At 64.3% G+C, this 24,509-nt stretch carries 31 protein-coding genes and 3 tRNA genes; 9 read left to right on the top strand and 25 right to left on the bottom strand.

Annotated elements, in window-relative coordinates; all coding sequences use genetic code 11:
• Positions 1-130: 130 nt before the first annotated feature.
• The 5 genes from MBENS4_RS16885 to tkt all read right to left on the bottom strand — a co-directional run bounded on the left by MBENS4_RS16885 (position 131) and on the right by tkt (position 5,998).
• The gene (locus MBENS4_RS16885) at positions 131-1,042 is read right to left on the bottom strand and encodes a fructose bisphosphate aldolase (protein WP_039392973.1); all 912 of its coding nucleotides are present in this window, start codon (positions 1,040-1,042) and stop codon (positions 131-133) included.
• Between the two features lie 266 nt (positions 1,043-1,308).
• On the bottom strand, positions 1,309-2,508 hold the full coding sequence (locus MBENS4_RS16880; protein ID WP_039392971.1) for a phosphoglycerate kinase: 1,200 nt from the start codon (positions 2,506-2,508) through the stop codon (positions 1,309-1,311).
• Entirely contained in the window at positions 2,505-2,981 is a 477-nt protein-coding gene (locus MBENS4_RS16875) for an MOSC domain-containing protein (RefSeq protein ID WP_039392969.1), read from the bottom strand. Before MBENS4_RS16875 ends, MBENS4_RS16880 begins: the two co-directional genes overlap by 4 nt.
• Before the next feature lie 5 nt (positions 2,982-2,986).
• A complete protein-coding gene (gap, locus tag MBENS4_RS16870) occupies positions 2,987-3,994 on the bottom strand; it encodes a type I glyceraldehyde-3-phosphate dehydrogenase (protein ID WP_039392967.1) in 1,008 nt (335 codons plus the stop codon).
• Positions 3,995-4,009: 15 nt separating this feature from the next.
• A complete protein-coding gene (gene tkt, locus MBENS4_RS16865; RefSeq protein ID WP_039392965.1) occupies positions 4,010-5,998 on the bottom strand; it encodes a transketolase in 1,989 nt (662 codons plus the stop codon).
• Positions 5,999-6,211: 213 nt separating this feature from the next.
• Here tkt and MBENS4_RS16860 point away from each other — a divergent pair, with 213 nt between their 5' ends.
• From MBENS4_RS16860 to MBENS4_RS16840, 5 genes are all read left to right on the top strand, one after another.
• On the top strand, positions 6,212-6,439 hold the full coding sequence (locus MBENS4_RS16860; RefSeq protein WP_039392964.1) for a hypothetical protein: 228 nt from the start codon (positions 6,212-6,214) through the stop codon (positions 6,437-6,439).
• A complete protein-coding gene (locus tag MBENS4_RS16855; protein WP_039392961.1) occupies positions 6,436-6,786 on the top strand; it encodes a cell division protein ZapA in 351 nt (116 codons plus the stop codon). Before MBENS4_RS16860 ends, MBENS4_RS16855 begins: the two co-directional genes overlap by 4 nt.
• 636 nt (positions 6,787-7,422) lie before the next feature.
• Positions 7,423-7,659 (top strand): hypothetical protein, encoded by a 237-nt coding sequence (locus MBENS4_RS16850; protein ID WP_144400985.1) that lies wholly within the window; start codon positions 7,423-7,425, stop codon positions 7,657-7,659.
• 232 nt (positions 7,660-7,891) lie between these two features.
• The gene (locus MBENS4_RS16845) at positions 7,892-8,488 is read left to right on the top strand and encodes a 5-formyltetrahydrofolate cyclo-ligase (RefSeq protein WP_039392957.1); all 597 of its coding nucleotides are present in this window, start codon (positions 7,892-7,894) and stop codon (positions 8,486-8,488) included.
• Between the two features lie 4 nt (positions 8,489-8,492).
• Complete coding sequence (locus MBENS4_RS16840; protein WP_039392953.1) at positions 8,493-8,708, top strand: DUF2842 domain-containing protein; 216 nt, start codon at positions 8,493-8,495, stop codon at positions 8,706-8,708.
• 13 nt (positions 8,709-8,721) lie between these two features.
• Here the strand turns inward: MBENS4_RS16840 and MBENS4_RS16835 are convergent, their stop codons facing one another.
• The 7 genes from MBENS4_RS16835 to thyA form a co-directional block, all read right to left on the bottom strand.
• The gene (locus MBENS4_RS16835) at positions 8,722-10,032 is read right to left on the bottom strand and encodes an Hsp70 family protein (protein WP_039392950.1); all 1,311 of its coding nucleotides are present in this window, start codon (positions 10,030-10,032) and stop codon (positions 8,722-8,724) included.
• Positions 10,033-10,133: 101 nt separating this feature from the next.
• Positions 10,134-10,210, bottom strand: a tRNA-Asp gene (locus MBENS4_RS16830).
• Positions 10,211-10,309: 99 nt separating this feature from the next.
• A tRNA-Asp gene (locus MBENS4_RS16825) sits at positions 10,310-10,386 on the bottom strand.
• A 357-nt stretch (positions 10,387-10,743) separates the two neighbouring features.
• A complete protein-coding gene (locus MBENS4_RS16820; RefSeq protein ID WP_039392948.1) occupies positions 10,744-12,069 on the bottom strand; it encodes a dihydrolipoamide acetyltransferase family protein in 1,326 nt (441 codons plus the stop codon).
• 4 nt (positions 12,070-12,073) lie between these two features.
• Complete coding sequence (locus MBENS4_RS16815) at positions 12,074-13,078, bottom strand: alpha-ketoacid dehydrogenase subunit beta (RefSeq protein WP_039395221.1); 1,005 nt, start codon at positions 13,076-13,078, stop codon at positions 12,074-12,076.
• Between the two features lie 44 nt (positions 13,079-13,122).
• Positions 13,123-14,451, bottom strand: coding sequence for a thiamine pyrophosphate-dependent enzyme (locus MBENS4_RS16810; protein ID WP_039392946.1), 1,329 nt, complete (start codon positions 14,449-14,451; stop codon positions 13,123-13,125).
• Positions 14,452-14,586: 135 nt separating this feature from the next.
• Positions 14,587-15,570 (bottom strand): thymidylate synthase, encoded by a 984-nt coding sequence (gene thyA / locus MBENS4_RS16805; protein WP_039392944.1) that lies wholly within the window; start codon positions 15,568-15,570, stop codon positions 14,587-14,589.
• A 131-nt stretch (positions 15,571-15,701) separates the two neighbouring features.
• Here thyA and MBENS4_RS16800 point away from each other — a divergent pair, with 131 nt between their 5' ends.
• From MBENS4_RS16800 to MBENS4_RS16790, 3 genes are all read left to right on the top strand, one after another.
• Positions 15,702-16,046 (top strand): hypothetical protein, encoded by a 345-nt coding sequence (locus tag MBENS4_RS16800; protein WP_039392941.1) that lies wholly within the window; start codon positions 15,702-15,704, stop codon positions 16,044-16,046.
• Positions 16,043-17,578, top strand: coding sequence for a methyl-accepting chemotaxis protein (locus MBENS4_RS16795; RefSeq protein ID WP_052322477.1), 1,536 nt, complete (start codon positions 16,043-16,045; stop codon positions 17,576-17,578). The genes MBENS4_RS16800 and MBENS4_RS16795 overlap by 4 nt, the downstream gene beginning before the upstream one ends.
• Before the next feature lie 98 nt (positions 17,579-17,676).
• Positions 17,677-17,753 (top strand) — tRNA-Pro (locus MBENS4_RS16790).
• A gap of 87 nt (positions 17,754-17,840) precedes the next feature.
• Here MBENS4_RS16790 and MBENS4_RS16785 read toward each other — a convergent pair.
• The 7 genes from MBENS4_RS16785 to MBENS4_RS25925 form a co-directional block, all read right to left on the bottom strand.
• Positions 17,841-18,644, bottom strand: a complete 804-nt coding sequence (locus MBENS4_RS16785; RefSeq protein WP_052322476.1) for a tyrosine-type recombinase/integrase — start codon at positions 18,642-18,644, stop codon at positions 17,841-17,843.
• Positions 18,641-19,036, bottom strand: coding sequence for an excisionase family DNA-binding protein (locus tag MBENS4_RS25930; protein ID WP_039392940.1), 396 nt, complete (start codon positions 19,034-19,036; stop codon positions 18,641-18,643). Before MBENS4_RS25930 ends, MBENS4_RS16785 begins: the two co-directional genes overlap by 4 nt.
• Before the next feature lie 315 nt (positions 19,037-19,351).
• Positions 19,352-19,705 (bottom strand): hypothetical protein, encoded by a 354-nt coding sequence (locus MBENS4_RS16770; RefSeq protein ID WP_039392937.1) that lies wholly within the window; start codon positions 19,703-19,705, stop codon positions 19,352-19,354.
• Entirely contained in the window at positions 19,702-19,974 is a 273-nt protein-coding gene (locus MBENS4_RS16765) for a hypothetical protein (RefSeq protein ID WP_039392935.1), read from the bottom strand. Before MBENS4_RS16765 ends, MBENS4_RS16770 begins: the two co-directional genes overlap by 4 nt.
• A complete protein-coding gene (locus MBENS4_RS16760; protein ID WP_039392934.1) occupies positions 19,971-20,243 on the bottom strand; it encodes a hypothetical protein in 273 nt (90 codons plus the stop codon). The genes MBENS4_RS16765 and MBENS4_RS16760 overlap by 4 nt, the downstream gene beginning before the upstream one ends.
• On the bottom strand, positions 20,240-20,773 hold the full coding sequence (locus MBENS4_RS16755) for a hypothetical protein (protein WP_039392932.1): 534 nt from the start codon (positions 20,771-20,773) through the stop codon (positions 20,240-20,242). Before MBENS4_RS16755 ends, MBENS4_RS16760 begins: the two co-directional genes overlap by 4 nt.
• The gene (locus tag MBENS4_RS25925; RefSeq protein ID WP_159108095.1) at positions 20,763-20,927 is read right to left on the bottom strand and encodes a hypothetical protein; all 165 of its coding nucleotides are present in this window, start codon (positions 20,925-20,927) and stop codon (positions 20,763-20,765) included. The genes MBENS4_RS16755 and MBENS4_RS25925 overlap by 11 nt, the downstream gene beginning before the upstream one ends.
• An 86-nt stretch (positions 20,928-21,013) precedes the next feature.
• On the opposite strand from MBENS4_RS25925, the gene MBENS4_RS16750 reads away from it, so the two are divergent.
• The gene (locus MBENS4_RS16750; protein WP_039392931.1) at positions 21,014-21,202 is read left to right on the top strand and encodes a hypothetical protein; all 189 of its coding nucleotides are present in this window, start codon (positions 21,014-21,016) and stop codon (positions 21,200-21,202) included.
• Between the two features lie 23 nt (positions 21,203-21,225).
• Here the strand turns inward: MBENS4_RS16750 and MBENS4_RS16745 are convergent, their stop codons facing one another.
• Genes MBENS4_RS16745 through MBENS4_RS16725 form a run of 6 tightly spaced genes read right to left on the bottom strand, consistent with a single transcriptional unit; the run spans position 21,226 to position 24,496 of the window.
• The gene (locus MBENS4_RS16745; RefSeq protein ID WP_039392929.1) at positions 21,226-21,879 is read right to left on the bottom strand and encodes an HNH endonuclease; all 654 of its coding nucleotides are present in this window, start codon (positions 21,877-21,879) and stop codon (positions 21,226-21,228) included.
• Positions 21,876-22,115: a hypothetical protein gene (locus tag MBENS4_RS16740; protein WP_039392928.1), complete on the bottom strand. Its 240-nt coding sequence runs from the start codon at positions 22,113-22,115 to the stop codon at positions 21,876-21,878. The genes MBENS4_RS16745 and MBENS4_RS16740 overlap by 4 nt, the downstream gene beginning before the upstream one ends.
• A complete protein-coding gene (locus MBENS4_RS16735; RefSeq protein WP_039392926.1) occupies positions 22,112-22,849 on the bottom strand; it encodes a phosphoadenosine phosphosulfate reductase domain-containing protein in 738 nt (245 codons plus the stop codon). The genes MBENS4_RS16740 and MBENS4_RS16735 overlap by 4 nt, the downstream gene beginning before the upstream one ends.
• The gene (locus MBENS4_RS25920) at positions 22,846-22,989 is read right to left on the bottom strand and encodes a hypothetical protein (protein WP_159108094.1); all 144 of its coding nucleotides are present in this window, start codon (positions 22,987-22,989) and stop codon (positions 22,846-22,848) included. The genes MBENS4_RS16735 and MBENS4_RS25920 overlap by 4 nt, the downstream gene beginning before the upstream one ends.
• The gene (locus MBENS4_RS16730; RefSeq protein WP_039392925.1) at positions 22,986-24,101 is read right to left on the bottom strand and encodes an ATP-dependent DNA helicase; all 1,116 of its coding nucleotides are present in this window, start codon (positions 24,099-24,101) and stop codon (positions 22,986-22,988) included. The genes MBENS4_RS25920 and MBENS4_RS16730 overlap by 4 nt, the downstream gene beginning before the upstream one ends.
• Entirely contained in the window at positions 24,098-24,496 is a 399-nt protein-coding gene (locus tag MBENS4_RS16725; RefSeq protein ID WP_039392922.1) for a recombination protein NinB, read from the bottom strand. The genes MBENS4_RS16730 and MBENS4_RS16725 overlap by 4 nt, the downstream gene beginning before the upstream one ends.
• Between the last annotated feature and the right edge of the window lie 13 nt (positions 24,497-24,509).

Raw genomic sequence — 24,509 nt, 5'->3', positions numbered from 1 at the left:
CTTAGGAAAATCCGCTCTCCAAGGGAAGCGCCTCGCGACATGGGCCAAGCCGAAACGAAACGGGGCGCCTTCCCAGAGGAAAGCGCCCCGCCTATTCCGTCATGGCGCGGCCAGCACGCCGCGGCGGCGATCAGGCTGCGGCCGCGGCCGCGACCTTCTGGGTCGAGCCCTTGTAGATCGCATCGATCGCCTCACCGAGCGCGGCGTCGAATTCATCGTCGCTCATCTGCGCGCGCAGTTCGGACAGGAGCGCGCGGCTGAAGCTGGCGATGATGCCCTTGTTCCTAGCCAGTTCGACACAGGCCTCGTCGCGCGAGAAACCGCCCGAAAGCGCCACCACGCGCAGAACCTTGGGGTGATCGACGAGCGCGTCGAACGTGCCCGGCACGACCGGCAGCGAGAGCTTGAGCATGACCTTCTGCCCCTCGGGCAGCGCGTCGAGGTTCTTGAGGATTTCCGCGCAGAGGATCGTATCGCAATCCGCGCGCGTCTCGCTCTTGATGTTCACCTCGGGCTCGATGATGGGCATCATGCCGTGCGAGATGACCTGTGCGCCGATTTCGAACTGCTGCTTGACCACGGCGGCGATACCTTCGGCGTTGGCCGAGTGGATCACCGAACGCTCCTTGGTGCCGAAGACGCCGAGCGCGCTGGAACGCTCGAGCAGCGCATCGAGCGTGGGCATCGGCTTCATCAGCTGCACGCCGTTGGCCTCGTCCTCAAGGCCCTTGTCGATCTTGATGAAGGGAACGATGCCCTTGGCGATCAGCGCGGCCGGGGTCGGCACGCCGCCCACGGTGCCGTCCATTGTGCGCTCGAACAGGATCGCACCGATGACCTTCTCGCCCGTGAAGACCGGCGAGGAGATGATGCGGCTGCGCATCTCGTGGATGAGGCCGAACATCTCTTCTTCCGAGGCCCAGGCATCATCCTCGATGCCATAGCCCTTGAGCGCCTTGGGGGTCGACCCGCCGCTCTGGTCCAGCGCGGCGATAAAACCGTCACCGTCGGCCATTTTGGCCGTCATTTCCGAAACCTGCATAAAACTCCTCCTCAAGTCATGCGTCGTGTGGATGGCAGGCTAGAGCCCGCCTGAGAAATTCGCAACTGCGGCAAAGGTGCAACCATGTATCGCGAGGATACAATACCTCCGCACCGGGGTGGGTGGGGGCCAGGTTACGGCGAATAGCCAATATGCCGAGAGCCGAGCGACCGGATCACGCCTCCTCGTGGATCCGGCTTCCTTGCGCTCTACCCTCGCTGCAGTGCAGAATGATGGGCCGCGATGTTCCTCGCGGCCCGGACCTGTCAGGCCGAGAGCGCCGCGACGCCAGGCAGTTCCTTGCCTTCCATCCATTCCAGGAAAGCCCCACCCGCGGTCGAGATGTACGAGAAGTCCTCGGCCACTCCAGCGTGGTTCAGAGCCGAGACCGTGTCTCCGCCGCCCGCGACCGACGTCAGCGTGCCCTCGATGGTGAGCGCAGCGGCCGTGCGGGCCAGCGAGACGGTCGCGGCATCGAAGGGCTCCATCTCGAAGGCGCCAAGCGGGCCGTTCCAGACTAGCGTGCGGCAGGTCTTGAGCGCGTCGGCCAAAGCCTCGACCGCGAGCGGCCCGGCATCAAGGATCATCTCGTCGGGCGCGACTTCGTGCACGTTGCAGGTGCGCAGCGATTCCGGGTTGGCTGCGAATTCCTTGGAGACAACCACCTCGTAGGGCAGATGCACGGTGCACCCGCTCGCCTCGGCATTGGCGAGGATGTCCGTGGCAGTGTCCAGAAGATCGTGCTCACACAGCGACTTGCCCACGTCCACGCCCTTTGCGGCGAGGAAGGTGTTGGCCATGCCGCCACCGATCATCAGGTGATCGACCTGGGTGACAAGGTGCTTGAGCACGTCGAGCTTGGACGAGACCTTCGCGCCGCCCACGACCGCCGCCACCGGCTTCTCCGGCGCGCCCAGCGCCTTGTCGAGCGCTTCGAGTTCGGCCTGCATCGAACGGCCTGCATAAGCGGGAAGCACGTGGGCGAGACCTTCGGTGGTGGCGTGCGCACGGTGCGCGGCCGAGAAGGCGTCGTTCACGTAGAAATCGGCGTTGGCCGCAATCGCCTTGGCCAGTTCGGGATCGTTCTTTTCCTCGCCCTTCCAGAAGCGGGTGTTCTCGAGAATGGCGACATCGCCGCCCTTGAGGATACCCACCGTCTGCGCGACGACGTCACCGGCGATCTCGGGCACGAACATCACTTCCTTGCCCAGCACCTTCTCGACCGCGCCCACGACCATCGAGAGCGACATCTGCGAGTGGCGCTCGCCTTTGGGGCGGCCGAAGTGCGCGAGCAACAGGACCTTCGCGCCCTTGGCGCACAGGTCGTTGATGGTGGGCACCGCGGCGCGGATGCGGGTCGCGTCGGTCACGAGCCCGTCCTGCATCGGCAGGTTCAGGTCCACGCGCACCAGCGCAACCTTGCCAGCCACATCGCCAAGGTCATCCAGAGTCTTGAAAGCGCTCATCTAAGTATCCTCACCTCGTCACCGACGGAGACGGGTCCGTCGCGTATGACCCGGCCCAGCACGCCACCACGCCAGTCCGGCGTCAGCGCGGCCATGAGCCCGGGCGCTATCTCGTCCATGCGGCTGCATGGATCGCATTCCAGGGTTGTCTCGATCCGGCAGGTCGGCCCGATCGCGAGCACGTGGCCCGCTTCGCGCGGGAGACGCAGGCCCGCCACGCACAGGTTCGCCCGGCGCGCATACCAGGGCAGTTCCATGCCCGGCATGAGCCCGAGTTCATCCATCGCCGCCTGCCAGCTTTCCGCCTCGATCAGCGCGACCTGGCGGCGCGGAACCTTGCCCTCACGTGCAACGCCGCGGGAATCCCCCTGGATTCCCGCGGCGATTGTCACTTCGGCCTGCGGCACGGTCTCCATGGGCGCACGCGAACGCGTTCGCCGCGCAATGCCCTGGAGCGTGCCGTAAGCCGACATCACGTTCAGAGGAACTTCGCCATCGCCCCTGCGGTGTCGAGCATGCGGTTCGAGAAGCCCCACTCGTTGTCGTACCACGACACGACGCGCACGAACTTGCCTTCCATGACCGCCGTTTCCAGGCTGTCGACGGTCGACGAGGCCGGGTAGTGGTTGAAGTCCGAGGAGACCAGCGGCTGGTCGGTGTAGGCGAGAACGCCCTTCATCGGACCTTCGGCAGCCGCCTTGAGCGCCGCGTTGATCTCTTCGACCGTCGTGTCCTTCTGGGGCACGAAGCACAGGTCGACGAGGCTGACGTTGGGGGTCGGGACACGCACCGACGAACCGTCGAGCTTGCCCTTCAGTTCCGGCAGCACGAGACCGACCGCACGGGCAGCGCCGGTGGTGGTCGGGATCATGTTGGCAGCGCCTGCACGGGCGCGACGCAGATCCTTGTGCATCTGGTCGAGCATGCGCTGGTCGTTGGTGTACGAGTGGATCGTGGTCATGAAGCCACGCTCGATACCGACGGTGTCGTTCAGGACCTTGGCGACGGGCGCCAGGCAGTTGGTGGTGCACGAGGCGTTCGACACGACGATGTGGTCGGCCGTCAGCGTCTCGTGGTTCACACCGAAGACGACGGTGTTGTCGACGCCCGTGGCCGGAGCCGAGATCAGCACGCGCTTGGCACCGGCGTCGAGGTGGGGCTGCGAGGCCTCCTTCGACTGGAAGATACCGGTGCACTCGAGCACGATGTCGATGCCCTGCGCGGCGTGCGGCAGGTCACCCGGGTTGCGCTCGGCGGTCACGGCGATTTCCTTGCCGTTGACGATGATCTTGCCTTCACCGGCCTCGACCGTGCCCGGGAAGCGCCCGTGCGTGGTATCAAAGCCAAAGAGGAGAGCGTTCGACTTGGTGTCGGCCAGGTCGTTGATCGAGACCAGTTCCAGACCGCAGTCGGGACGTTCGAGAATAGCGCGGGCCACAAGACGCCCGATACGTCCGAAACCGTTGATCGCAACCTTGGTCGCCATATTCAAATCTCCTCCTTAGACGCTAAGCTTTTCGAGGACCTTGGGAACGATCGAAGCGGCCGAGAAGCCGAAGCGAGCGAACAGATCCTGGGCCGGGGCCGACGCGCCGAAACGGTCCAGACCGATATTGAGGCCGCCATTGCGGCTTGTCGCGGTGTAGCGCTCCCAACCCATCGTCGTGCCGGCCTCGATGGAGACCTTGAGGATCGAGGGATCGTGGGGCAGCACTTCGTGCTTGTAGGCCTCTTCCTGCGCGTCGAAGAGCTCCATACACGGCATCGAGACGACGTCCGCGCCGATGCCCTGGGCCTGGAGTTCGTCGCGCACGGTGCAGGCCAGCTCGACTTCCGAACCGCTGGCGATGAGGATGACCTTGCGGTCCCCTTCCGCCGCGCGCAGCGTGTAGGCGCCGCGCGCCGAGAGCATCTCGCCCGACGTGCGCAGCTGCGGCAGGTTCTGGCGGGTCAGCGCGAGGACCGAGGGCGTTTCCTGGGTCTGCAGCGCGATGTTCCAGCACTCCGCCGTCTCGATCACGTCGGCCGGGCGGAAGACGTTGAGGTTCGGGATCAGGCGCAGCGACATGACCTGTTCCACCGGCTGGTGGGTGGGACCGTCTTCGCCAAGACCGATGCTGTCATGGGTCAGCACGTAGATCGCGCGGACCTGCTGCAGCGCCGAAAGGCGGATCGCGTTGCGGCAGTAGTCCGAGAAGATCAGGAACGTGCCGCCGTAGGGGATCACGCCGCCGTGCAGCGCCATGCCGTTCATTGCCGCGGCCATGCCGAATTCGCGGATGCCGTAATAGACGTAGCGACCGGCGTAGTTCTCGGCCGTGAACGGCTCCTGGCACTTGGCCTTGGTGTTGTTCGAGCCGGTAAGGTCGGCCGAACCGCCGATCATCTCGGGCAGCGCCGGGGCGAGCACGTTGAGGCAGTTCTCCGAGGCCTTGCGGGTGGCGACGTTGGCATCGCCTTCCAGCCAGCCGGCGAAGGTCTTGGCGACTTCCTCAGTGTCCGGCAGTTCGCCGGCCATGCGGCGGCTGAACTCGGCCGCCTCGGGGTTCGCGACCTTGCGCGCTTCCCAGGCTTCGCGCGCCTCGGCGCCCTTGGCACCGAGCGAACGCCAGTCGGCAAGGATGTCCTCGGGGATCACGAAGGGTTCCGCGCTCCAGCCCAGGACTTCGCGCGCTGCCGCGATCTCGTCCGCGCCGAGCGGCGAGCCATGGACGCCCGAGCCGCCCTGCTTGTTGGGCGCGCCCTTGCCGATGACGGTCTTGCAGCCGACCAGCGTAGGCTTGTCCGAAGCCGCGGCCTCCGCCAGCGCACGCTCGATGTCGGCGAAGTCGTGGCCGTCGCACGAGAAGACGTCCCAACCCGAAGCGCGGTAGCGCGCGGGGATGTCTTCCGAGGTCGACAGGCCGGTCTTGCCGTCGATGGTGATGTCGTTGTCGTCCCACAGGACCTTGAGCTTGCCCAGGCCCAGCGTGCCGGCAAGGCCGATCGCCTCGTGGTTGATGCCTTCCATGAGGCAGCCGTCGCCCGCGATGACCCAGGTGTTGTGGTCAACGAGGTCATCGCCGAAGGTTGCATTGAGCTGACGCTCGGCCATCGCCATGCCGACCGCCATCGCCAGGCCCTGGCCCAGCGGACCGGTCGTGCACTCCACGCCTTCGAGCAGGAAGTTCTCGGGGTGGCCCGCGCAAGGGCTGCCCATCTGGCGGAAGTTGCGGATGTCCTCAATCGTCGGGCTCTCGTACCCGGTGAGGTACAGCAGCGAATACATCAGCATCGAGCCATGGCCCGCCGACAGCACGAAGCGGTCGCGATCGGCCCACTGCGGGTTCTTCGGATCGAACTTGAGGTGCTTGGCGTAGAGAACGGTGGCAACGTCGGCCATGCCCATCGGCATGCCGGGGTGGCCAGAGTTCGCCGCCTGGACCGCGTCCATGGAAAGCGCGCGAATGGCGTTGGCCATCGGCGCGAGGCGGGCGGGGGCAAGGGTCATCAGACTGGCTCCGGAAAACGGATTATTACACTATGATTCGGACTTGCCGACCCCCTTTAGGGCAGGCCGCACCGTCGTCAAGTTCAGCACCCCGGAAATGCGCCGTCCAGCCCAATCTTGGACATGCGCACAATTGCCCTGCGATACAGGCTGGCTTGTGAACAAACGCGCCGAGACGATTGCGTTCTGCGACAAGTGCGATAGCGAGACACCATGGAAGAGACAGAAACTGTCCTGCCCGCGCCGTCCGCCGAGACGGGCGAGGCCCCCGACGCCTCCCCCCTTGCCCGGATCGAAGCCGCCCTTGCCCGCATCGAGAGCGCCTGTGCGCACCGCCTGCGCGCGGAGGACGCTCTCCTCCAGCGCCACGGCGCGCTTCGCGCCCGCGTCGAGGAGACGCTGGGTGAGCTCGATACGCTGATCGAAGGAAGCGCACCATGAACAACGTCGAACTGGTCATCGGCGGACGCGACTTCCTCGTCGGCTGTGGCCCGGGCGAGGAAGAGCATGTCCGCGCGCTCGGCAAGGTCATTGCCGACAAGGTCGATGCCGCCAATGCGCGCGGGCTCTCGGAAGCGCGCATGCTGCTGTTCGCCGCCCTCCTTCTCGCAGACGAGAACGACGAATTGAAGCGCAGCGCAGGCACCGCGACACCCGCTCCCGCGGACACCGAGCCCCCTGCCCCGGATCCGGAAGAGACAGCGCGCCTCACGCGGATTGCCGAAAAGATGGAAAAACTTGCCGACCTGCTCGAGACGCCACTTGAGGATGGGGCAAAGGATCTCTAATTAGACGCGCGACGGGATCTGCCCGGCACGAGCCGTTCGAACATCCCTGAGGCTATAAGCAATCCTAGGGGGCTGTCCCTGCCCGGACCGTGGTCCGACGTACATGGCCCCCACCTGACGTTGAGGCGTCAGAGGAGTTCTAGGAAAACGACCCATGGTGGACCCGTCACCGTTTTCCCCCGATCCAATCTGATCATTCGCCTGAGGGCACGGCCGCGACCGTGCGCGGCAACATTACCTGAGACCGAAGACGCCCCCTCCCTCGCCGCCTCGGCGTTGGGTTGCGCTGCGCTGCCTATCCGCAGCCCGGGGCGGAATAAAAAGTGATTAACGGAAAAAATCTCCGCGCACTCCTGGACACAAGGCCAACTGAGCACATCGGTGGGAAATTTCACGCGAAGGCAGCGCCCACCTTCTCTACAAACCCTAACAGGTCGTAAACTTTTCGAGCAATGCATCTCGAAGTTTAGTTAAGCCCCTTAGAAAGTCCTTCACAGGAACATAATATCCCTAGTTAATATTAGGTTACTTCGATTGACGGAACCCGGAACATGAGGTGCAATCGATTACCCCAACGCATATCGAGACATAAAATCAGTTGGGTTCGTCGCTAAACCTAAAACCGGAGACTACTTGATGAAAAGAGCCACTACGGCCATGCTTGTCGTAGCATGTTCACTCGGTGTCGCTACCCCCGCCCTGGCCGGCACCCACGCCGGTGATGCCAAGTTCACGCCTTCGTCAATGAAGAGCGCGGCCTTGGATTGGGCCGTCAACCAGGCACAGGGCGGCCCAGGAAATGGCAAGGGCAAGGGCCATGGCAATGGTCGCGGCAAGGGCCATATCCACGACTACAAGTCCAACGGGTGCTGAGACACACTAATCCAATCCGGAAATCCGGATGAGTCTTAAGTGAGAGGAAAGCCTGGAAGGCACCCCGGAGACGGTCGCACAAGGCCGCCGGGTGCCGACCGCAAGCCTGTCAGGAGCATCGCGCTCCCACAAGCACCATGCCCTGCCACACCACCATTGTTGCAAGGCCCGGCCTGCGCTAGTCCCCCTGGACACCCTCGCCTCCCGCGAGCGGCGCGCAGGAAGACGTTTGATGGTACCCCCTCCCAGCCTGACCGATGCGAAGGCCCTCCTGCGCAGGAAATTCCGAGCAGCGCGCGCCGAACACGTGGCCAGCCTGCCCGAGAACCTGCGCGCACTGATTCTCAATCGCCCCCCGGCTCCGGTCAGCGACATGATCCCGGAAGGGGCGAGCGTCGGCCTCTATTACCCACTCGGCCCCGAAGCGCCTTCGCTGGGGTGGGCGCGCTGGTTTGCCGAGAATAATCGCCGGGTCGCACTTCCCCGCTTTGCCGCGCGCAGCGCCGGCATGGAATTTCGCGAATGGGCCAACCCCTTCGACGACGACGCACTGGAAGAAGGGCCCTACCGCATGCCCCAGCCGACGGGCACGGCTGCCTTTGCGGCCCCGGACATCGTCGTCGTGCCGCTGATCGCCTTCACCCAGGAGGGACACCGCCTGGGCCAGGGGGGCGGACACTACGACCGCTGGCTCGCCGCCAATCCCGGGACAAAGGCCATTGGCCTTGCCTGGGACTGCCAGCTGGCTGACGAGCTGCCGGTTGAAGCGCACGACCAGCCGCTCAGCGCCGTGGTTACCCCGACGCGCATCTACCACGGGGTGGGCTGAGAACATGCGCGAGACCCCGACCTGGCGCATTCCCGTGGGCGTACTGGCGCTATGCGCCGCCCTGCTTGTCTATGCGATCCTGATCGCGCGCTACGTGCACCCGGTGATCGCGGATTGGCACGCGCTGCTCCAGCTGCCGGTCTATATCGCGCTCGGCATCGTCTGGATCTTTCCGCTGAAGCGCTACCTCGCCTGGATGGAGACCGGCCGCTGGGGCTGAAGCGCCCGCGCGCTCAGACCTCGTCGCGCGCCGCCCACTGCGCAAGGTCGCCCGACTGCCCAATCATCGCGAGGCCATGCGCAATCGAGGTCAACTCGTCCCCGCTTGCCAGGCGCGCCTCGCCGAAGCGCTGCGCGAACAGGCGGCGCACAGCCGGGATCAACGAGGACCCGCCTGTCAGGAAGACATGGTCGATCTGCTCGGGCGCCAGGTCGGCGCGGGCCAGTGCCTCGTCGACCGTCTCGCCAATACGGGCAAGGTCGGGCGCGATCCAGCTCTCGAATTCGGCGCGTGTCACTTCGGCGTGAATGCGCAGGTCGTCGCTCTCGAAGTCGAGCGCGGCGTGCTCTTCTCCGGACAGGGCGCGCTTCAGAGCGCCCACCGCTTCGTAGAGGCCGAAGCCAAGTTCGTTCTCGATCACCGCGATCATACGGGCAATCGAGGCCGGATCGGTGGCGCTCTGCTGCAGCTTATTGAGCTGCTCGAGCGTACGCTTGTTGCGCATCATCGCCAGACGCGACCAGTCGGCAAAGTCGGTGAAGTGCCCCGGCGGGATCTCCAGCACCTTGTCGAAGGAGCGGTACGTCCCACCCTTGCCCAGCTGCGGCAGGACAAGGTTGTCCATGATGCGATAGTCGAAGCGGTCCCCGGCCAGGCCGATACCCGCCGCAGCAAGCGGCGTGCAACGCTGCGCCGCCCCTGGCGCCTCGACCCGCACGATGGAAAAGTCGCTCGTACCGCCACCGAAGTCGGCCACCATGAGCGTTGCAGGTTCGCTCAGGCGCGAGGCAAAGCTGAAGGCCGCCCCCACGGGCTCGTAGACATAGTGCACCTCGCGCCCGAGGCTTGCGAACATCGCGTCATAACGCGTGCGGGCCAGCTGCGCATCGGCGCGCGCGCCGACATAGCGCACCGGACGCCCGACCACGACGCGCTCGGGCAGATCCCGCAGAGCATCGCCCGCGTGCGCCAGAAGGTGATCGAGAAAGACCTTGCCCATGTCCTCGAAGCGGTAGCGCTTCTCGAAAATGCCGGCGGTCTCGAACGCAGGGTTGGCCGCGACCGACTTGAAAGACTGGATGAAGCGCGAACCTTGCGGGAACTCGAGGAATTCCTCGATCGCCCAGGGGCCTGCCTCATGGGCGAGGCCACCACGCACGCCCTCTTCCTGCCAGAAGCACAGCGCCGAGCGGAAGACCGAGCTTGCGCCCGACGGCGCGGCAAAGCGGATCATCTCCCCTTCGGTTTCACTGGCCGCCAGCGCCATGACCGAATTGGTCGTCCCGAAGTCGATGCCCAAGGTCGGGCGCGCGGTGTCCACCATCGCGAGGAAGGTCCTGTGCCGAAAGAGTATGCCGAAAAGGAAAAAGGCCGGGTGTTACCCCGGCCTCTTGCGCGCTGTATGGCCACTTTCGGTAAGGAAAGTGGCGCGAGTGACGGGACTCGAACCCGCGACCTTCGGCGTGACAGGCCGACACTCTAACCAACTGAGCTACACCCGCGCAGCATGGAACAAACGGTTACCCGAACATCCCTATGTTTTCCTCCGGTTTCCCGGAAAGACCCCGTCCAGCCGAGGCTGGAACGAAGCAACTCCCAAGTGGCGCGAGTGACGGGACTCGAACCCGCGACCTTCGGCGTGACAGGCCGACACTCTAACCAACTGAGCTACACCCGCATACTTGGGCGGTGCGTCCGCTTGGGAGCCGCGCATCTATGACGGGGAGGCGACCCTGTCAACGGAATTACACCGGCCGATGCATTTTTTTGTGCCCTCTCCCGGCCACCCCCCGCGAGGCCCGCAGAAATGCGTGGTTAGGGACGCAAAAGGCTGCGCGAAAAAATGACGAAGCCGGTTTCATCGCGCCCTCCATCCCGCATCAAAGAGGATGGAGGACGCCTTGGGAAATTCATCCAAACTTCTGTTTTCAAACCCAAATGACGCGATAAACCGCAGATTTCCGCGACGTTCATGGCGCTGCAAAATTTTTCGCGAACACGAATCACAAGCTCCGCATGATTCGCCCCCGCGCCCTCACCCGGCGAGGATGAGCGCGGGAGCCTCGATCAGGGTCTTGAGGTCCTGCGCAAAGCTGGCCGCATCCCAGCCGTCGACGACACGGTGGTCGCAGGACATCGAGATGTTCATCGTCTTGCGCTTTTCGATCCGCTCCACCCCGCTGGCATCGGTCACGAACATCGGGCGCTCGACAATGCGGTTGGGCCCGATGATGCAGACCTCGGGGCGGTTGATGACCGGCGTCGTCGCGACGCCGCCCTTGGGGCCAAGTGAGGTAATGGTGATCGTCGAGCCGGTCAGTTCGCCCGAAGTTGCCTTGCCCTCGCGCGCGGCCTCCGCCAGCCGCGATATCTCGGCGGCCAGTTGCCACAGGTTGCGGCCTTGCGCATCACGGATGACCGGCACCATCAGGCCCGAGGCGGTCTGTGCCGCCATGCCCAGGTGTACCGCCCCATAGCGCGTCACCACGCCCGCCTCGTCGTCGTAGTGCGCGTTCAGCATCGGATACTTGGGGATCAGCTTGCAGATCGCCGCGACAAGGAACGGCAACATGGTCAGCTTGGGGCGCTCGCCGCGCCCAGCGTTCAATTGCGCGCGCGTCTCTTCGAGCGCCGTGACGTCGTATTCCTCGACATAGGCAAAATGGGGGATGTGGCGCTTGGAGGCGGCCATGTTCTCGGCGATGCGGCGGCGCAGGCCAATGACGCGCACCTGCTCATCCTCGCCCGTGCGCCCGGCGGGCTGGAAGCCCCCGCTCGCATTGTAGGAGAGAAAAGCGTCGAGATCACCGTGGCGCACGCGTCCGTCCTCGGCCGGGCGGACCTCGCCAAGATCGATACCAAGATCGGTGGCACGCTTGCGCACCGCCGGACTGGCGAGGATACGCGCGCCATCACCCTGCACGGCCGCTTGGGGCTTGGCGGGCGCTGGTGCTGGCGCGGCCGGAGGGCTTGCTGCTGGTTTCGGCGCGGTAACCGTCTCCTTCGGCTCTGGAGAGGGCGCAGGTGCAGGCTCTGACACCGTATCCTGCTCCGGCTCTTCGACTGGCGCCTGCACCTTCTCGGATTTCCCCGGAGCCTCCTCGCGCGCGTTGCCCGCGCCTTCAACCTCCAGCACGACGAGCGGCAATCCGATGGCCACCATCTCCCCCGCCTCGCCCGCGATCTCGACGACGGTGCCCGTGACCGGGCTCTCCATCTCGACCGTGGCCTTGTCGGTCATCATGTCGGCAAGCCGCGCGTCCTCCTCGACATGATCGCCCACGGCGACGTGCCAGGCGACGATCTCGGCTTCGGCAATCCCTTCCCCGATGTCGGGAAGACGGAACGTGTAACGAGCCATGGGATCACTCCTTCATCAGGCGGTCGACCGCATCGCCGATGCGGACCGGGCCGGGGAAATAGGCCCACTCCAGGCTGTGCGGGTACGGGGTATCGAAGCCGGTCACGCGCTCGATCGGGACTTCGAGATGGTAGAAGCAGCGCTCCTGGACGAGACTGACGAGCTCGGCGCCAAAGCCCGAGGTGCGCGTGGCTTCATGGATGACGAGACATTTCCCCGTCTTCTGAACAGACTTTTCCACAGCCTCTATGTCGAGCGGCCAGAGCGTGCGCAAATCGAGGATCTCGGCGTCCACGCCCTTCTCGGCCAGCACGGCTTCGGCAACGTGAACCATGGTGCCATAGACCAGCACGGTCATTGCCGAGCCCTCGCGCACGGTGCGCGCCTTGCCCAGCGGGATGGAATAGTAGCCTTCAGGCACCTGTCCGCCCGGGTAGTTCTTCCAGGTCTTGCTCGGGTGGTCATAGTAGCCGTCGAACGGGCCGTTGTAGATGCGCTTGGGCTCGAAGAAGATGACGGGATCGTTGTCCTCGATCGCCGCGATGAGAAGCCCCTTGGCATCGTGCGGGGTGGACGGGATCACCGTCTTCAGGCCCGAGACGTGGGTAAAGAGCGCTTCCGGGCTCTGGCTGTGCGTCTGCCCGCCAAAGATACCCCCGCCAAAGGGCGAGCGCACCGTGATCGGCGCGGTGAACTCTCCCGCCGAGCGATAGCGCAGGCGCGCCGCCTCGGAGATCAGCTGGTCGAGGCCGGGGTATATGTAGTCGGCAAACTGAATCTCGGGCACGGGACGCAGACCATAGGCCGCCATGCCGACCGCCGCGCCGATGATGCCGCACTCGTTGATGGGGGTGTCGAAGACGCGCATCTTGCCGAACTTGGCCTGCAGGCCTGCCGTCGCGCGGAACACCCCGCCGAAGTAGCCCACATCCTCGCCAAAGACGACGACGTCGGGATCGTGGCCCATCATGACGTGCAGCGCATCGTTGATGGCCTCGATCATGTTCATCGGCCGCGCCTCGCCCTCCTGCAGGCTGACGGCGGTTTCCTCGATCATGCGCCCTCTCCTTCCTCGCCCGTGCCCGCCCCTCGGGCATCGGGCCACTTGGCCTCGCGCTCGCGGATCGCCTGCTCAGCCTGCTCGCGCAGGTTCCACGGCAGGTCCTCGAAGACATCCTCGAACATCGTGTGGAACGGATGGTGGAAGCCGTGGCCAAGTACGCCATTCTTCTCGGCCGCCTTGGCCGCCGCCTTCACCTCTTCGGCCACCTCCCGGTCCATGGCTGCGTGGCGCTCGTCATCCCATTCGCCAAGGGCAATAAGATGGCGCGCAAGACGCATGACCGGATCGCCCAGCGGCCATTCCTCGCGCTCGTGCGCAGAGCGATAGGCGCTGGGATCGTCCGAAGTGGAATGGCCTTCGGCGCGGTAGGTGAAGTGCTCGATGAGCGTCGGCCCCTTGTTGGCCCGCGCGCGGTTGGCCGCCCACTGCGTCGCCGCGTAGACAGCGAGCGCGTCGTTGCCGTCCACCCGAAGCCCTGCAATGCCATAGCCTACCGCGCGCGCCGCGAAGGTCGAACGCTCCGCCCCGGCGAACCCGGAAAAGCTCGAAATCGCCCACTGGTTGTTGACGACGTTCAGGATCACCGGCGCGTTGTAGACCGCCGCGAAGGTCATCGCGGCGTGAAAGTCCCCTTCCGCGCTCGAACCTTCGCCCACGAAGCTGGTTGCGATACGCGTGTCACCCTTGATCGCGCTTGCCATGGCCCAGCCGACAGCCTGCGGGAATTGCGTCGCCAGGTTGCCCGAGATGGTGAAGAAGCCGTAATCGCGCGCCGAATACATGATGGGGAGCTGACGCCCCTTCAGCCGGTCGGCCCGGTTCGAGTAGATCTGGTTCACCATCTCGACGAGGGGATAATCGCGCGCGATCAGAATGCCCTGCTGGCGGTAGCTGGGGAAGACCATGTCATCGCCCGCCAGCGCATAGGCATGGGCGACCGAGACCGCCTCCTCGCCGGTGCACTTCATGTAGAAGCTGGTCTTGCCCTGCCGCTGGCCCCGGTACATCCGGTCATCGAAGGCGCGGGTCAGCGCCATGGTGCGCAGGATGCGGCGCAGCGTTTCGGGATCGAGGCGCGGATCCCAGGGGCCGACCGCGCGGTGCTTGTCATCGAGCACGCGCACCATGCCCAGCGTCGCGGGCATCGTCTCGCGCGCCTCGCAGGCCTCGTCAAAGCGGGGAAGCTCCCCGGCACCAGGAATATCGAGCCAGGAATAGTCGACCGGATCGCCCGGCCGAAAGCGCGGCTCGGGCACATGCAGCTCAAGCGGCGGCAGGTTGCCCCGCGGCATGCCGATTCGTCCCGTCTGGTCGACCATCACGTTCTCTCCCGTCGTTTACGGACCGTGAGAACAGGCGCCTGCGGTTATCTTTTGCAGTGCATCAAAATTCCACGGTTAGGTCAGAATATTTCAAACCGTGGCAATGTCAATCAATCGCTCCGGAAACCCGATCTAGACCGCGACGGGCGCGGCAATATGGGCCTGGGGCGCGTAGCCGGTCACCTCGAAATCCTCGATCGTATAGTCGAAGATCGAGGCCGGGCGGCGTGCGAAGGTCAGCGTCGCATCCCCGGCAGGTTCACGCGCAAGCTGCTCTTCCACCAGCGCCCCGTGGTTGAGGTAGAGATGGACATCACCTCCTGTCCAAACGGCGTGACCCGGCTCGAGGTTGCATTGCTGGGCCATCATTCGCGTCAGCGCGGCGAGCGACCACATGTTGAAGGCAAAACCCAGGCCCAGATCGCAGCTGCGCTGGTAGAGCAGGCACGAGAGCTTCCCGTCCGCAACATGGAACTGGTAGGTCTTGTGGCACGGGGGCAGCGCCATCGAATCGAGTTCGGCGACGTTCCACCCCTCGATGATGTGCCGACGACTGCCTGGATTGCTTTTCAGGCTTTCGACGACCTGCGCGACCTGGTTGATGCCCGCCCCTTTTCGGAACAGGCCCTCACCCACCGGCTCGTAGGTGGGCCAGTCAACCCACTGCTTGCCATAGACCGGGCCGAGATCTCCCCACAGCCACGCGAACGTCGCATCCTCGACGATGCGCTGCGAGAACGCTTCGCGGGTTATGGCATCACCGGTCTCGCGGCGGTAGCGCTCAAGCGGCCAGTCGGTCCAGATCTGCACGTTCTGCGCACACAGCTTGCGAATATTGGTGTCGCCGGTCAGGAACCAGAGCAGTTCACGCGTGGCCGTCTTCCAATAGACCCGCTTGGTGGTGAGGAGCGGCATTGCCCCCCCTGCCAGATCGAAGCGGATGGTCGCCCCGAAAACCGAACGCGTGCCCACGCCTGTGCGGTCTACCCGTTCATCCCCATGCTCCCAGATGTGGCGCATGAGATCGAGATACTGCCATTCCCAGTGGCGCGAACGGGCCTCCCCTTGAAGGGAGGCGGGAGCGGGCGGCTTGGTGGAGGAGAGAGACTCGGTCATGGCTTTGGCTCTAATAGCAAGATGCCAGCTTTGCGCTACGCTTGCGCAACGATCATCCGGCTTGAACATCCGCATTTTTGCGTAAGCAAGCCTTTGCGCGACCGAAAAGCGCCTGGGTGCATGAAACGCACATGCACGTCCGCCTGCCCGTTTCCCTGCACAAAGTCCTGCCCAGCCCCATGGCCGTGCAGGCTCTTCTTGCACTGGGCGTCCTGCTCATCGCGCTGTCCCCGGCCTCGCGCGGGACAGCGCTCTACCTGCCCCTGACCGCCACGAGCCCGGCGCGCACCGTTGCCTGGTCGCGCACGCACGGCGCCGCGCTCGTGGCGCCCGGACCCTATCGCGGTTCCTTCTTCGTCCGGGTGCCTGCAGACAACCTCACGGGTGAGGCTCTGCAAAGCGGCGCGCTGCTCTTCGCCGTCCCGGAATTTCTCTGCGGCAGCCCTGCCCAAACCAAACTGGCTCTAGAACCATGAACGAACTCAACGAACTGCGCCGCAAGGGCGCGCTGTCCCTGGTCGCCTTGGGCTGGGTCTACGTCCTGATCACGATCGGGTGCTCCTTTTTTGCGGAGACCGGCTTCCTTCCCCCGGTGCTTGCCATTGTGGTTTCCATCGTTCCCACCATGCTCGCCCTGCAACACCCCGAAGGGCAGCAGATGCGCATGATCCTGGGCTTCACCTCGCCGATCTATCCCGCGATCCTGCTGTGGCAGTGGACCGGCAGCCACTGGATGATCGACCTGCACATGACGATCTTCGCCTCGCTCGCAACGCTCATGCTGATTGCCGACTGGCGCCCCGTCCTGCTCGGAGCGGGCGTTGCAGCGGCCCACCACCTGCTTGCCAACTTCCTGGCCCCCTCGCTCGTCTTCCCGGACGGCCCGGATTTCGCGCGCGTCCTGCTTCACGCCGTCATCGTCGTCGCGGAAACGGCGGTTCTCGTGATCATCGCCCGCGACTTTGAACGCTTGGTCGTCGAGCAGGCCTCGGCCGAAAGCGCGCGCATCCGCGCCGAGGAAATCGCCGAAGAGGAACGCGCCCGCGCCGCCCGCGAGCAGCAACAGGTGATTGACGAGATCGGTGAGGGCCTGCGCGCCTTTGCCGGCGGCGACCTGTCGCGCCGGATCGCCAACGCCTTTCCCAAAAGTTACGAGGCCCTGCGCAACGACTTCAATGGGGCGGCAAGCGATCTCGACCGCATCGTGCGCGACGTCACCCGCTCGGCCGGACAGATCGAGACCGGCTCGCTCGAGATTCGTTCGGCAACCGACGATCTGGCCCTGCGCACCGAACAGCAGGCCTCGACGCTGGAAGACATCGCCAACACGCTGCGCCAGCTCAACACCACCGTCTCGGAAAACGCCACCTCTGCGCACAATCTCCAGGCAAATGTCAGCAAGGCTCGCGACGACGCGCTGAGGGGCAGCGAAGTGGTTGAAAATGCGGTCTTCGCCATGAGCGAGATCGAGCGTTCAGCCGACGAGATCGGCAAGATCATCGCGCTCATCGACGGCATCGCCTTCCAGACCAACCTCCTCGCGCTCAACGCGGGTGTCGAGGCCGCCCGCGCGGGCGAGGCGGGCAAGGGCTTTGCGGTCGTCGCCACGGAAGTTCGCGCGCTTGCCCAGCGCTCGGCCGATGCGGCCAACGACATCAAGGCGCTGATCGACACCTCGGGCGAACAGGTCGCGCGCGGGGTCAAGCTCGTTGGCCAGTCGGGCGAATCGCTGATGACGATCGTCTCCGGGATCGCCGAGATCAACGAGGCCATTGAACGTATCGCGTCGGTCTCGCAGGACCAGGCGGGCGAAATCGGCCGCATCAACGAGCGTGTCGGCCGCCTCGATTCCGCCACACAGCAGAATGCCGCCATGGTCGAGGAAGGTACGGCCGCGGCCCGCCACCTCTCCAGCGAAGCCGAAGCCATGGCGCGACTGGTTCAGCATTTTCAGGTTTCCGCAGAAGGACATGGCGGAAATCTGGGCGGAATGCGCCAGGCCGCGTAAAAAGCGGAACGAAAATTGAATTTTCCCCTTGCCAGCCCCGAACACCCCCTATATAGGCGCCCACCTGCCCGGGGCGCTTCGGCGCTCCAGACATCGGTCGGGGAGTAGCTCAGCCTGGTAGAGCACTGTCTTCGGGAGGCAGGGGCCGGAGGTTCGAATCCTCTCTCCCCGACCATTTCACTTTCAATAACATCGCAGAAAACCGTCCTTTTTGGCTTCAACAGGGGTCAATCTGGACAGGGGCCGAAGGCTCGTTCTGAACCTACGCCCGCTTGCGGATCGCGTCGGCAACGCCAAGCAGGTAGCCCGGGCTGAACCTCGCGTAGTGCTTTTGCGTCGTGCGATCGTCGTCATGGCCCATGAACTGGGCGAGTTGCGGCATCGGCACCCCTGCCTCAGCAGCCCAAACCGCCCCGGTATGACGCAGCGTGTACGGCGTCGCATGGACACCGCTCCTTTCGCTTGCCGCCTGGAACGCCTTCTTGATGCAGGCGATCGGCTGGCCGCCCCGCTCGATCACCGATTCGCACGTGCGCGCCATGAAGGCTTCTTGCAGCACCGGCAGGAGGTCGGTCGCGATCGGCACGATGGTCCGGCGCTTCGACGTGCGCACATGGCCGGGCGGCGTGAAGTCGATCTGACGGCGCATGAAGTCGACCCGGTCCCAGGTAAGTTGCAGGATCGCGGTCGGCCGGGCCATCGTGTAGAGACCGAGCATCATGTAGATGCGGGCATGCGGCGCCACGACGGCCTCAAAGAAGCGATCGAACTCGCGATGGTCGAGGTGGCGTCGCTTGGTCTCAGGCGGCTTGGGCAGCCAGACCGGAATGCGACGGTCCAGCTTTGGCCCGTTGGTGGTCGCCCAGCCAAGCGCCGTCGAAAGCTGCATAAGCTCGTAGCGCACGGTCGCGGGGCCTACGCGACGCCGGTTGTAATAGGTGCGGGCCATCGGCTCGTCGATCAGCTTCGGGTCGATGCCATCCCAATACAGCTTCATCGCCTTCCATGCGTCGATTCGGCGCGAGTACGAGGGCTTGTCCTGAATGGAGGCGAGGTAGCCGGTCATGATCCGGCCCACGGTCCAAGGTGAACTGTCCCCGTCTTGCCAGAGCCGGCGCGCTTCCGCCTCGGCGCCCTGCCGATCTGACGCTTCGAGCTGGCGGCGACGACGCTTGCGCCCGCCATGTCCGTTGTCTTCGTGCCAGACGAGGGCAAATCCGCCTCGGAAGCGCTGGACTGAGTAGTCTTCTGCGGCTTCTGCGCCGCCTGTGTCATTTCGCATTCGTAACGCTCCACTTCCGACACGTTGATTCGCATCAGAGACCCAAGGCGAAAGCAACGCAGCGAACCGCTGTCGATGACTTTCCGAACGAGGCTGGTGCTGCATCCCCAGCGCGAGGCGACCTGCTTCACGGTCAGCGGCGGAGGCGATGAAATGTTGAAGCTCGGCGCTGTCATGCAGCCTCCCTCGCAAGTTCCGCCCTGAGCGCCGCCTGAGCCTCAACCAAGTGAGGCGGCCACTCTGCGCGGGGCATGTCGTCGTAAAGCTGGGTGAAGCACGGCCCGCAGTCCCATCCCGTCAGTTGCGAGACGATCCAGTCGCGGACCTGCACGCACTCCACGCAGGTGTGGTAGCTGTCCGGCTGGTTGTCCCAGATCCCGCTGACGTATTGGTAGCGGTCTCCGGGCTTAATCCAAGCTGCACACTCGCAGCAGCGGTGAGGCTTGCGGGCGCTACGCCAGCGCTCGCTGAACGCCTGAGGTACTTCGCAATCACACATGGGAGTTCTCCGACGCGGCGGGCCTATAGCGAGCGCGCCGCAGCGCGGCGCGGTTCACCCCCGTGTTTGGAATGACCGGGCCAGCGTCGCCGTCGATCTCGCGCGGGTTCGGGGCGACGCCCATCCGGTCGACAATCGCGCAAGCAACTGGAAAGCGCTCTAGCGCCCGCTGCGAAGGCCAGCGATGCTTGTGATAATAGTTCGGGTTCCCATCGATCCGTTCCTTGCTGTACTTCCCAGCCCATTCGAGTGGGTAGGCGTAGCCACCATCATCAGGGCGCCATACGGTGATGTAAGGCTTGTTGCGCCATTCTTGACGTACATCGATGATGTAGAAGTCGGTCATGCCTGCGCCCCCTTCATCGCGTCAGTAGTCGCCCGCAGAATGACCGGCCGCAGACGCTGCCACAGCGCCTGGACGACCTCCTCCGGGCTGCCACTGCTCTGAGCTGCCACCATGCCTGCAGGGATCGCCATCGCATTCCCTGCCGCCATGATCGCGATCATGGTCTTCCCGGAAAGCGAAGGGTGAAGAGCCATCGTGCGATAGATCGCCTCGGCCGCGTCATCTGCGGCTTTGTTGGCGAGGTCGCGTGTGAACAGGTCATAGCTCATTCTGCCCTCCCCTCCTCAAGCGCCTTCACCACATCGAGCGCCACCTTGCCCCAAAGGCCGAAGGCGCAGCACGAGCCGCGTGCCGGCGTGTCGCAGCCCGCGCAGTGGTCCGGGCCTTCCTCGCCGAGCGCCGAGGTCGTACGGCACATAGCTTTCGCCGCGATCTCTACCTTGGGCTTGAGGTCGTCGGGGATGGCCGCCCAAGCGGCTGGCTCATCGACGATCATGTAGCCGCCATCTTCGAAGCAATCGAATGGATCTTCGGTCATGCATCAAACACCTTCCTGCACGCGCTCAGCTCTTCGTCGAGCGGCGGGAACAGCGTCTCCACCGAGCCATCCGCCTCGATGATGCAGGCGGTTACCGGAGCGCCCTGGAAGATCTTGGGCGAAAGCGCATCGATAGCGGCAGCTGCCTTGCGCATGACCACGCGAGGATCGGAACCCAGCTCTAGCTCCGCGTGGTCCAGGCCATTCACACGGACGTGATATTGCCGATCCGGCTCTCGCGTGCAGGAGCCAATCAGCTCCGCGCCGTTGAACAGCTCCCAGCCTGGCTTCGCCTTGCGCCATTCCAGCCGCACTGGTTCGCCCAGGGGGGGGTAGTCAGGAAACGCAATGCCGAACTTGAAGGCAAGGCCCCTCGCCGCGCGGCTGGTCATGCCGGTCCGCTGCGTGAAGTCGGCCATGGTCCAGCCGTCGCTTGCCGAGATGCGCATGTAGACGGCTGCCTGGGCGACCGCGAAGGTCACGCCGGTCTGCGCACTGACCTGGTTAGGCGAGATCGCGCTATCGAGCATTTCCCGTACTCCTGATAATGCGCTCAACCTCTGCCAGCGGCAGGCCATAGGAGCGCGAGAGGCTTTCGGCGTCGGACGGTTCAACCGCGCCAAGGAGATGATTGCGCAGCGCATTGGCGCGCTGCTGGAACTGAGCGGCTTGCTTGCGGGTCATGCGGCCCGTCTTCCCTGCCGCACCAGCTCAGAGATTCGCGCCCTCGCCCTTACCTGTGTTATCCAGAGCACAGAGAGGTGAGTCGCATGATGACCATGGATGACGCAGTGGCGCTCCAGAGGCTGGTCAACATCGAGGCCAGCGCGCGCCGAAGTTTCGAAACTGCACGGGCCAACGGCGATTTTGGCCGGGCTGCGCATTTTGCGCGGCGCCTGCAGATGCTCGACAGCACCATCAGCAAGATGTCGCTGGAGATCATGCATATCACGGAGTGAGTGGGCGTCGTCGACATAGACGGTCATGCCTTCCTCCGTTCGCTGGCAGCATGCTTCAGCTTCGCAACGGCCATCACAGTCGGCTTGAGCTCGGCTGGGGCGGCGTCATAGGGAATCGTCTTGCGGAAGCGACCGCCATTGAGGCGCGCGAGCACGCCGCGGTGCACGAGTTCCCAGTTTCCTGCATCGGTGTTCTGCTTGTTGCCATCCAGGCACTTGAGGGCATGCCCTTCCGGGAGCGCGCCATGGATGGCCTCCCAGTTCAGCAGGTGCACAGCCCGCCACCGCTGCCGCGCCGTACCGCTGTCGCTGATCTTGCGCTCGACATAGCCGTCCTCGGTGATCCGCTCGTACCCGATTGGCTTGTAGTTGTGCTGGGCAGTGCCGCTCATCTGCCCCTTCTTGAACTGGGTCCGACGCGCATTCGGATGTCGACCGCCCTGCCCCGGGGCGCACGTCTTCCCCTTGTTCATGGGCTCCTGCCCCTTCACGAAGCATCCCGTGCGGCCGGTGCGCCAGCCCTTGCGCTTGCGCAGGGCATGAAGGTTTGCAGCCGTCACGTCGGCGCGTCCGAAGCGCTCCTGGAACGCGGCGTGGTAGTCGCCGATCAGCAGCGTCTTGTTCGCCTCCAGCCATACCATCTCGGCAGCGCTGTAGGGGATAGCCCGGCCCTTCATTCCGACTTGCCTTCGATCATGGGAAGCATGGGCCGGAAGCGGTCGCCGTGATTGGCGATGAGGTTCGCGGCCTTCAGCTGCAGGTCAGCGTTGCGAATGATCTGATCGGCGACCTGGACCATCGCATCGGCGCGCTTGGCCTCCTGCTCGATCTTGTCTGCGTCCATGCCCTCGTCGCCCAGGCGCTCGAGCTGCATGAACAGGTGATCGTTCAAGTCGGTGAGCTTGTTCTTCATGCTGCAATCCCCGTGATTTCCGGAAGCGCCTTGCGCGACATGCTGAGCGTGAAGCCCAAGCGTTGCTCTGTTTCGACGTACCTGCGGTACAGTGGCGGGTTGAGCTTGGCGGCGGTCGTGAGATCCGCCTGGCTTGCCATGATGCAAAAGCAGCACGACAGGCGGGTCATTCCAGCCGCGTATGCCCAATGGGGCTTCTGGCCTGCTTGCGCGATGCAGGCGAAGACGTCGCTGGTCGCCCAGTCATGGATCGGCAGCCAATCGTACCACTCGCGGCCTGCGATGCTGTTTGCCGCGTTGAGCTTGAATGGCGTCAGCCTGGCTCGCCCAGTGCTTTCCTCAGCGCGCATTCCCAAGCAGTTGACGACAAGGCCACCGAACTCAGGATGCGCCTTCAGGTACCGACGAATTTCGCGCTCTATCGGCCCCCGCTTGAGGTCTGACGTACACTGCCGATTTGCTGGGCTGGGGAACATGCCGCGATGCTCGACCATCTCGAAGAGCGTCTTTCGAGCGCGGGCATAGACAATGCGGATATTCCCACTGTTCGCTTCGATGTGCTCAACTGTCCCATCCCATTCAACTTCAGGCAGAAGCGCGTGAACAATCAGGATCTGTCGATGCGGAACCATCGACATGACCTTGATCTTCTGCGCCTGGCTATCCTTCCCAGCGCTGTCGTTGATCACGAACAGCGCGCCGCGCGCGATAAGGCTTTCGATTTGGGGGCTCACTTCGCCCTCCCCATGCAGATTTCGAGGATGAACGGGCCCCACTCCACCACGAGCGAATGCCCGGCGTAGACCTGGTCGATGTTCTCGCCAGGGCCACCCCAGCCTGCAACGCTGATGTTCGGAAGGAGACGGCGGCTCATACGATCACCGTCACCTGTTCCGCCGCGCGCGTGACGGCTGTGTAGAGCCAATTGCGCTTTGCATCGCGGAACGCGCCGCTCTCATCGAAGATGATCACGTTGTCCCACTGGCTGCCTTGGCTCTTGTGGCAGGTAATCGCCCACCCGAAAGTGAACTCCTGCGTGCCGCGCTTTTCCTGCCACGGGATCGTCTGCTCGGTGCCGTTGAAGAAGTGCGGGAAGACCTCGACACGCAGCGGATCGCGCTCCTCGTCGAGCGAATTGACGTTGATCGCAAGCTTGTCGCCTAGATCCTCGATCCGCTGCGCATCCCACAAGCCACCGTTGAACAGGTGCTTGTCCTTGTCGTTGCGCAGGCAGATGAGCCGGTCACCTTTAGTCGGGTGCCAAGGCTGGCTCGATCCCTGCAGCCCCTTCATCGCCCGGATACGTTGGTTGTAGGAAACCCGCGTGCGGTTCAAACCGCACAGCAGCTGGTCGGCGCCAAGAACGAGTTCCCCAAGACGGTCCCGGCCAAGCGATCGGCTAGGCGTGACCAGGCTGTTGCCGTGCGTTCCTACCTGCAGCTCCTTGCCCTGACGGATGTCCATGGACATGCGGATGATCGGATTGTCCTGCGCCTGGCGATGTACCTCGGTGAGCATCACGTCCGGCTCGCCATTGATGAAGTAGCCCTCCCCCTTCACCGGCGGGAGCTGCGCGGGGTCGCCGAGAACGAGGATGCGCGTGCCGAAGCCAAGCAAGTCGCGTGCGAGATCCTCGCCGACCATGGATACCTCGTCCACGATAAGCAGTGCAGCTTCGGCCAGGTCGCTTTCGTCGTTCAGCTTGAACTCGGCAATGCCGGTCTCCGGATCAATTTCGGTGCGGTAGATGAGCGAGTGGATCGTAGACGCCCCGTCACAGCCCTTCTTCCGAAGGACCAGAGCGGCCTTGCCGGTGAAGGTGGCATAGAGGACCTTACCCTTCACCTTTTCGGCGATTTCCTTGGCGAGGGTCGTCTTTCCGGTACCGGCGTAGCCAAACAAGCGAAAGACTTGAGCGCCCTTCGGATCAGTGATCCAGCCTCGCACCGCACGAATGGCGGCATCTTGCTGCGGGGACCAACTCATGCGGCTTTCCTTTCAACTGGGTCCGTCCACTCGACACCATGCTCGGCGCCGAAGGCGTAAATTGCTTCGATCAAGTCGCTGAATTCGGCCTTGTTGAGCCGACTGGACTTGAAGCCGAGGGGAACGACGCCTCTTCCGTCTAGGGCAGGCTCGAACGTGCAGGAGAAGCCCGCCGCGTTCATGAACAGCGCCTTCCAGTTCTCCGTTGTGAGAACGCGCCCTTGCGGCTTCGCACGGGCGATGTCGGACAGCATGGCCCACATCTTGGCGTTCTGATCGTTCGTGCGCCCTGCCTCGCGAATGTTGAGGACGGCCCGGTCCGGCGCACACTCGATCAGCTGATGAGCGCGGCGCCGCACGTTCGGGTTCGACAGGATGAGCGTCTGGCCTTTCATCGTTCAGCCGCCC

The sequence above is a fragment of the Novosphingobium sp. MBES04 genome (genome assembly GCF_000813185.1).
Classification (GTDB): Bacteria; Pseudomonadota; Alphaproteobacteria; order Sphingomonadales; family Sphingomonadaceae; genus Novosphingobium; species Novosphingobium decolorationis.
The sequence above is the reverse complement of the archived record's forward strand: the minus strand, read 5'-3'. Positions and strand labels throughout refer to the sequence as shown.

Excerpts from the sequence above, each read along its gene's own strand:
- tkt (WP_039392965.1), bottom strand. The coding sequence starts at position 5,998 with ATGACCCTTGCCCCCGCCCGCCTCGCGCCGATGGCCAACGCCATTCGC.
- MBENS4_RS16815 (WP_039395221.1), bottom strand. The coding sequence starts at position 13,078 with ATGAACATGATCGAGGCCATCAACGATGCGCTGCACGTCATGATGGGC.
- MBENS4_RS16820 (WP_039392948.1), bottom strand. The coding sequence starts at position 12,069 with ATGGCTCGTTACACGTTCCGTCTTCCCGACATCGGGGAAGGGATTGCC.
- MBENS4_RS25920 (WP_159108094.1), bottom strand. The coding sequence starts at position 22,989 with ATGAGCCGCCGTCTCCTTCCGAACATCAGCGTTGCAGGCTGGGGTGGC.
- MBENS4_RS16880 (WP_039392971.1), bottom strand. The coding sequence starts at position 2,508 with ATGAGCGCTTTCAAGACTCTGGATGACCTTGGCGATGTGGCTGGCAAG.
- MBENS4_RS16810 (WP_039392946.1), bottom strand. The coding sequence starts at position 14,451 with ATGGTCGACCAGACGGGACGAATCGGCATGCCGCGGGGCAACCTGCCG.
- MBENS4_RS16725 (WP_039392922.1), bottom strand. The coding sequence starts at position 24,496 with ATGAAAGGCCAGACGCTCATCCTGTCGAACCCGAACGTGCGGCGCCGC.
- MBENS4_RS16765 (WP_039392935.1), bottom strand. The coding sequence starts at position 19,974 with ATGAGCTATGACCTGTTCACACGCGACCTCGCCAACAAAGCCGCAGAT.
- MBENS4_RS16855 (WP_039392961.1), top strand. The coding sequence starts at position 6,436 with ATGAACAACGTCGAACTGGTCATCGGCGGACGCGACTTCCTCGTCGGC.
- MBENS4_RS16860 (WP_039392964.1), top strand. The coding sequence starts at position 6,212 with ATGGAAGAGACAGAAACTGTCCTGCCCGCGCCGTCCGCCGAGACGGGC.
- MBENS4_RS16740 (WP_039392928.1), bottom strand. The coding sequence starts at position 22,115 with ATGAAGAACAAGCTCACCGACTTGAACGATCACCTGTTCATGCAGCTC.
- thyA (WP_039392944.1), bottom strand. The coding sequence starts at position 15,570 with ATGACCGAGTCTCTCTCCTCCACCAAGCCGCCCGCTCCCGCCTCCCTT.
- MBENS4_RS16875 (WP_039392969.1), bottom strand. The coding sequence starts at position 2,981 with ATGTCGGCTTACGGCACGCTCCAGGGCATTGCGCGGCGAACGCGTTCG.
- MBENS4_RS16795 (WP_052322477.1), top strand. The coding sequence starts at position 16,043 with ATGAACGAACTCAACGAACTGCGCCGCAAGGGCGCGCTGTCCCTGGTC.
- MBENS4_RS16840 (WP_039392953.1), top strand. The coding sequence starts at position 8,493 with ATGCGCGAGACCCCGACCTGGCGCATTCCCGTGGGCGTACTGGCGCTA.
- MBENS4_RS16845 (WP_039392957.1), top strand. The coding sequence starts at position 7,892 with ATGGTACCCCCTCCCAGCCTGACCGATGCGAAGGCCCTCCTGCGCAGG.
- MBENS4_RS16760 (WP_039392934.1), bottom strand. The coding sequence starts at position 20,243 with ATGACCGAAGATCCATTCGATTGCTTCGAAGATGGCGGCTACATGATC.
- MBENS4_RS16785 (WP_052322476.1), bottom strand. The coding sequence starts at position 18,644 with ATGACCGGCTACCTCGCCTCCATTCAGGACAAGCCCTCGTACTCGCGC.
- MBENS4_RS25925 (WP_159108095.1), bottom strand. The coding sequence starts at position 20,927 with ATGACCCGCAAGCAAGCCGCTCAGTTCCAGCAGCGCGCCAATGCGCTG.
- MBENS4_RS16800 (WP_039392941.1), top strand. The coding sequence starts at position 15,702 with ATGCACGTCCGCCTGCCCGTTTCCCTGCACAAAGTCCTGCCCAGCCCC.
- MBENS4_RS16750 (WP_039392931.1), top strand. The coding sequence starts at position 21,014 with ATGATGACCATGGATGACGCAGTGGCGCTCCAGAGGCTGGTCAACATC.
- gap (WP_039392967.1), bottom strand. The coding sequence starts at position 3,994 with ATGGCGACCAAGGTTGCGATCAACGGTTTCGGACGTATCGGGCGTCTT.
- MBENS4_RS16745 (WP_039392929.1), bottom strand. The coding sequence starts at position 21,879 with ATGAAGGGCCGGGCTATCCCCTACAGCGCTGCCGAGATGGTATGGCTG.
- MBENS4_RS16755 (WP_039392932.1), bottom strand. The coding sequence starts at position 20,773 with ATGCTCGATAGCGCGATCTCGCCTAACCAGGTCAGTGCGCAGACCGGC.
- MBENS4_RS16885 (WP_039392973.1), bottom strand. The coding sequence starts at position 1,042 with ATGCAGGTTTCGGAAATGACGGCCAAAATGGCCGACGGTGACGGTTTT.
- MBENS4_RS25930 (WP_039392940.1), bottom strand. The coding sequence starts at position 19,036 with ATGACAGCGCCGAGCTTCAACATTTCATCGCCTCCGCCGCTGACCGTG.
- MBENS4_RS16835 (WP_039392950.1), bottom strand. The coding sequence starts at position 10,032 with ATGGTGGACACCGCGCGCCCGACCTTGGGCATCGACTTCGGGACGACC.
- MBENS4_RS16730 (WP_039392925.1), bottom strand. The coding sequence starts at position 24,101 with ATGAGTTGGTCCCCGCAGCAAGATGCCGCCATTCGTGCGGTGCGAGGC.
- MBENS4_RS16850 (WP_144400985.1), top strand. The coding sequence starts at position 7,423 with ATGAAAAGAGCCACTACGGCCATGCTTGTCGTAGCATGTTCACTCGGT.
- MBENS4_RS16770 (WP_039392937.1), bottom strand. The coding sequence starts at position 19,705 with ATGACCGACTTCTACATCATCGATGTACGTCAAGAATGGCGCAACAAG.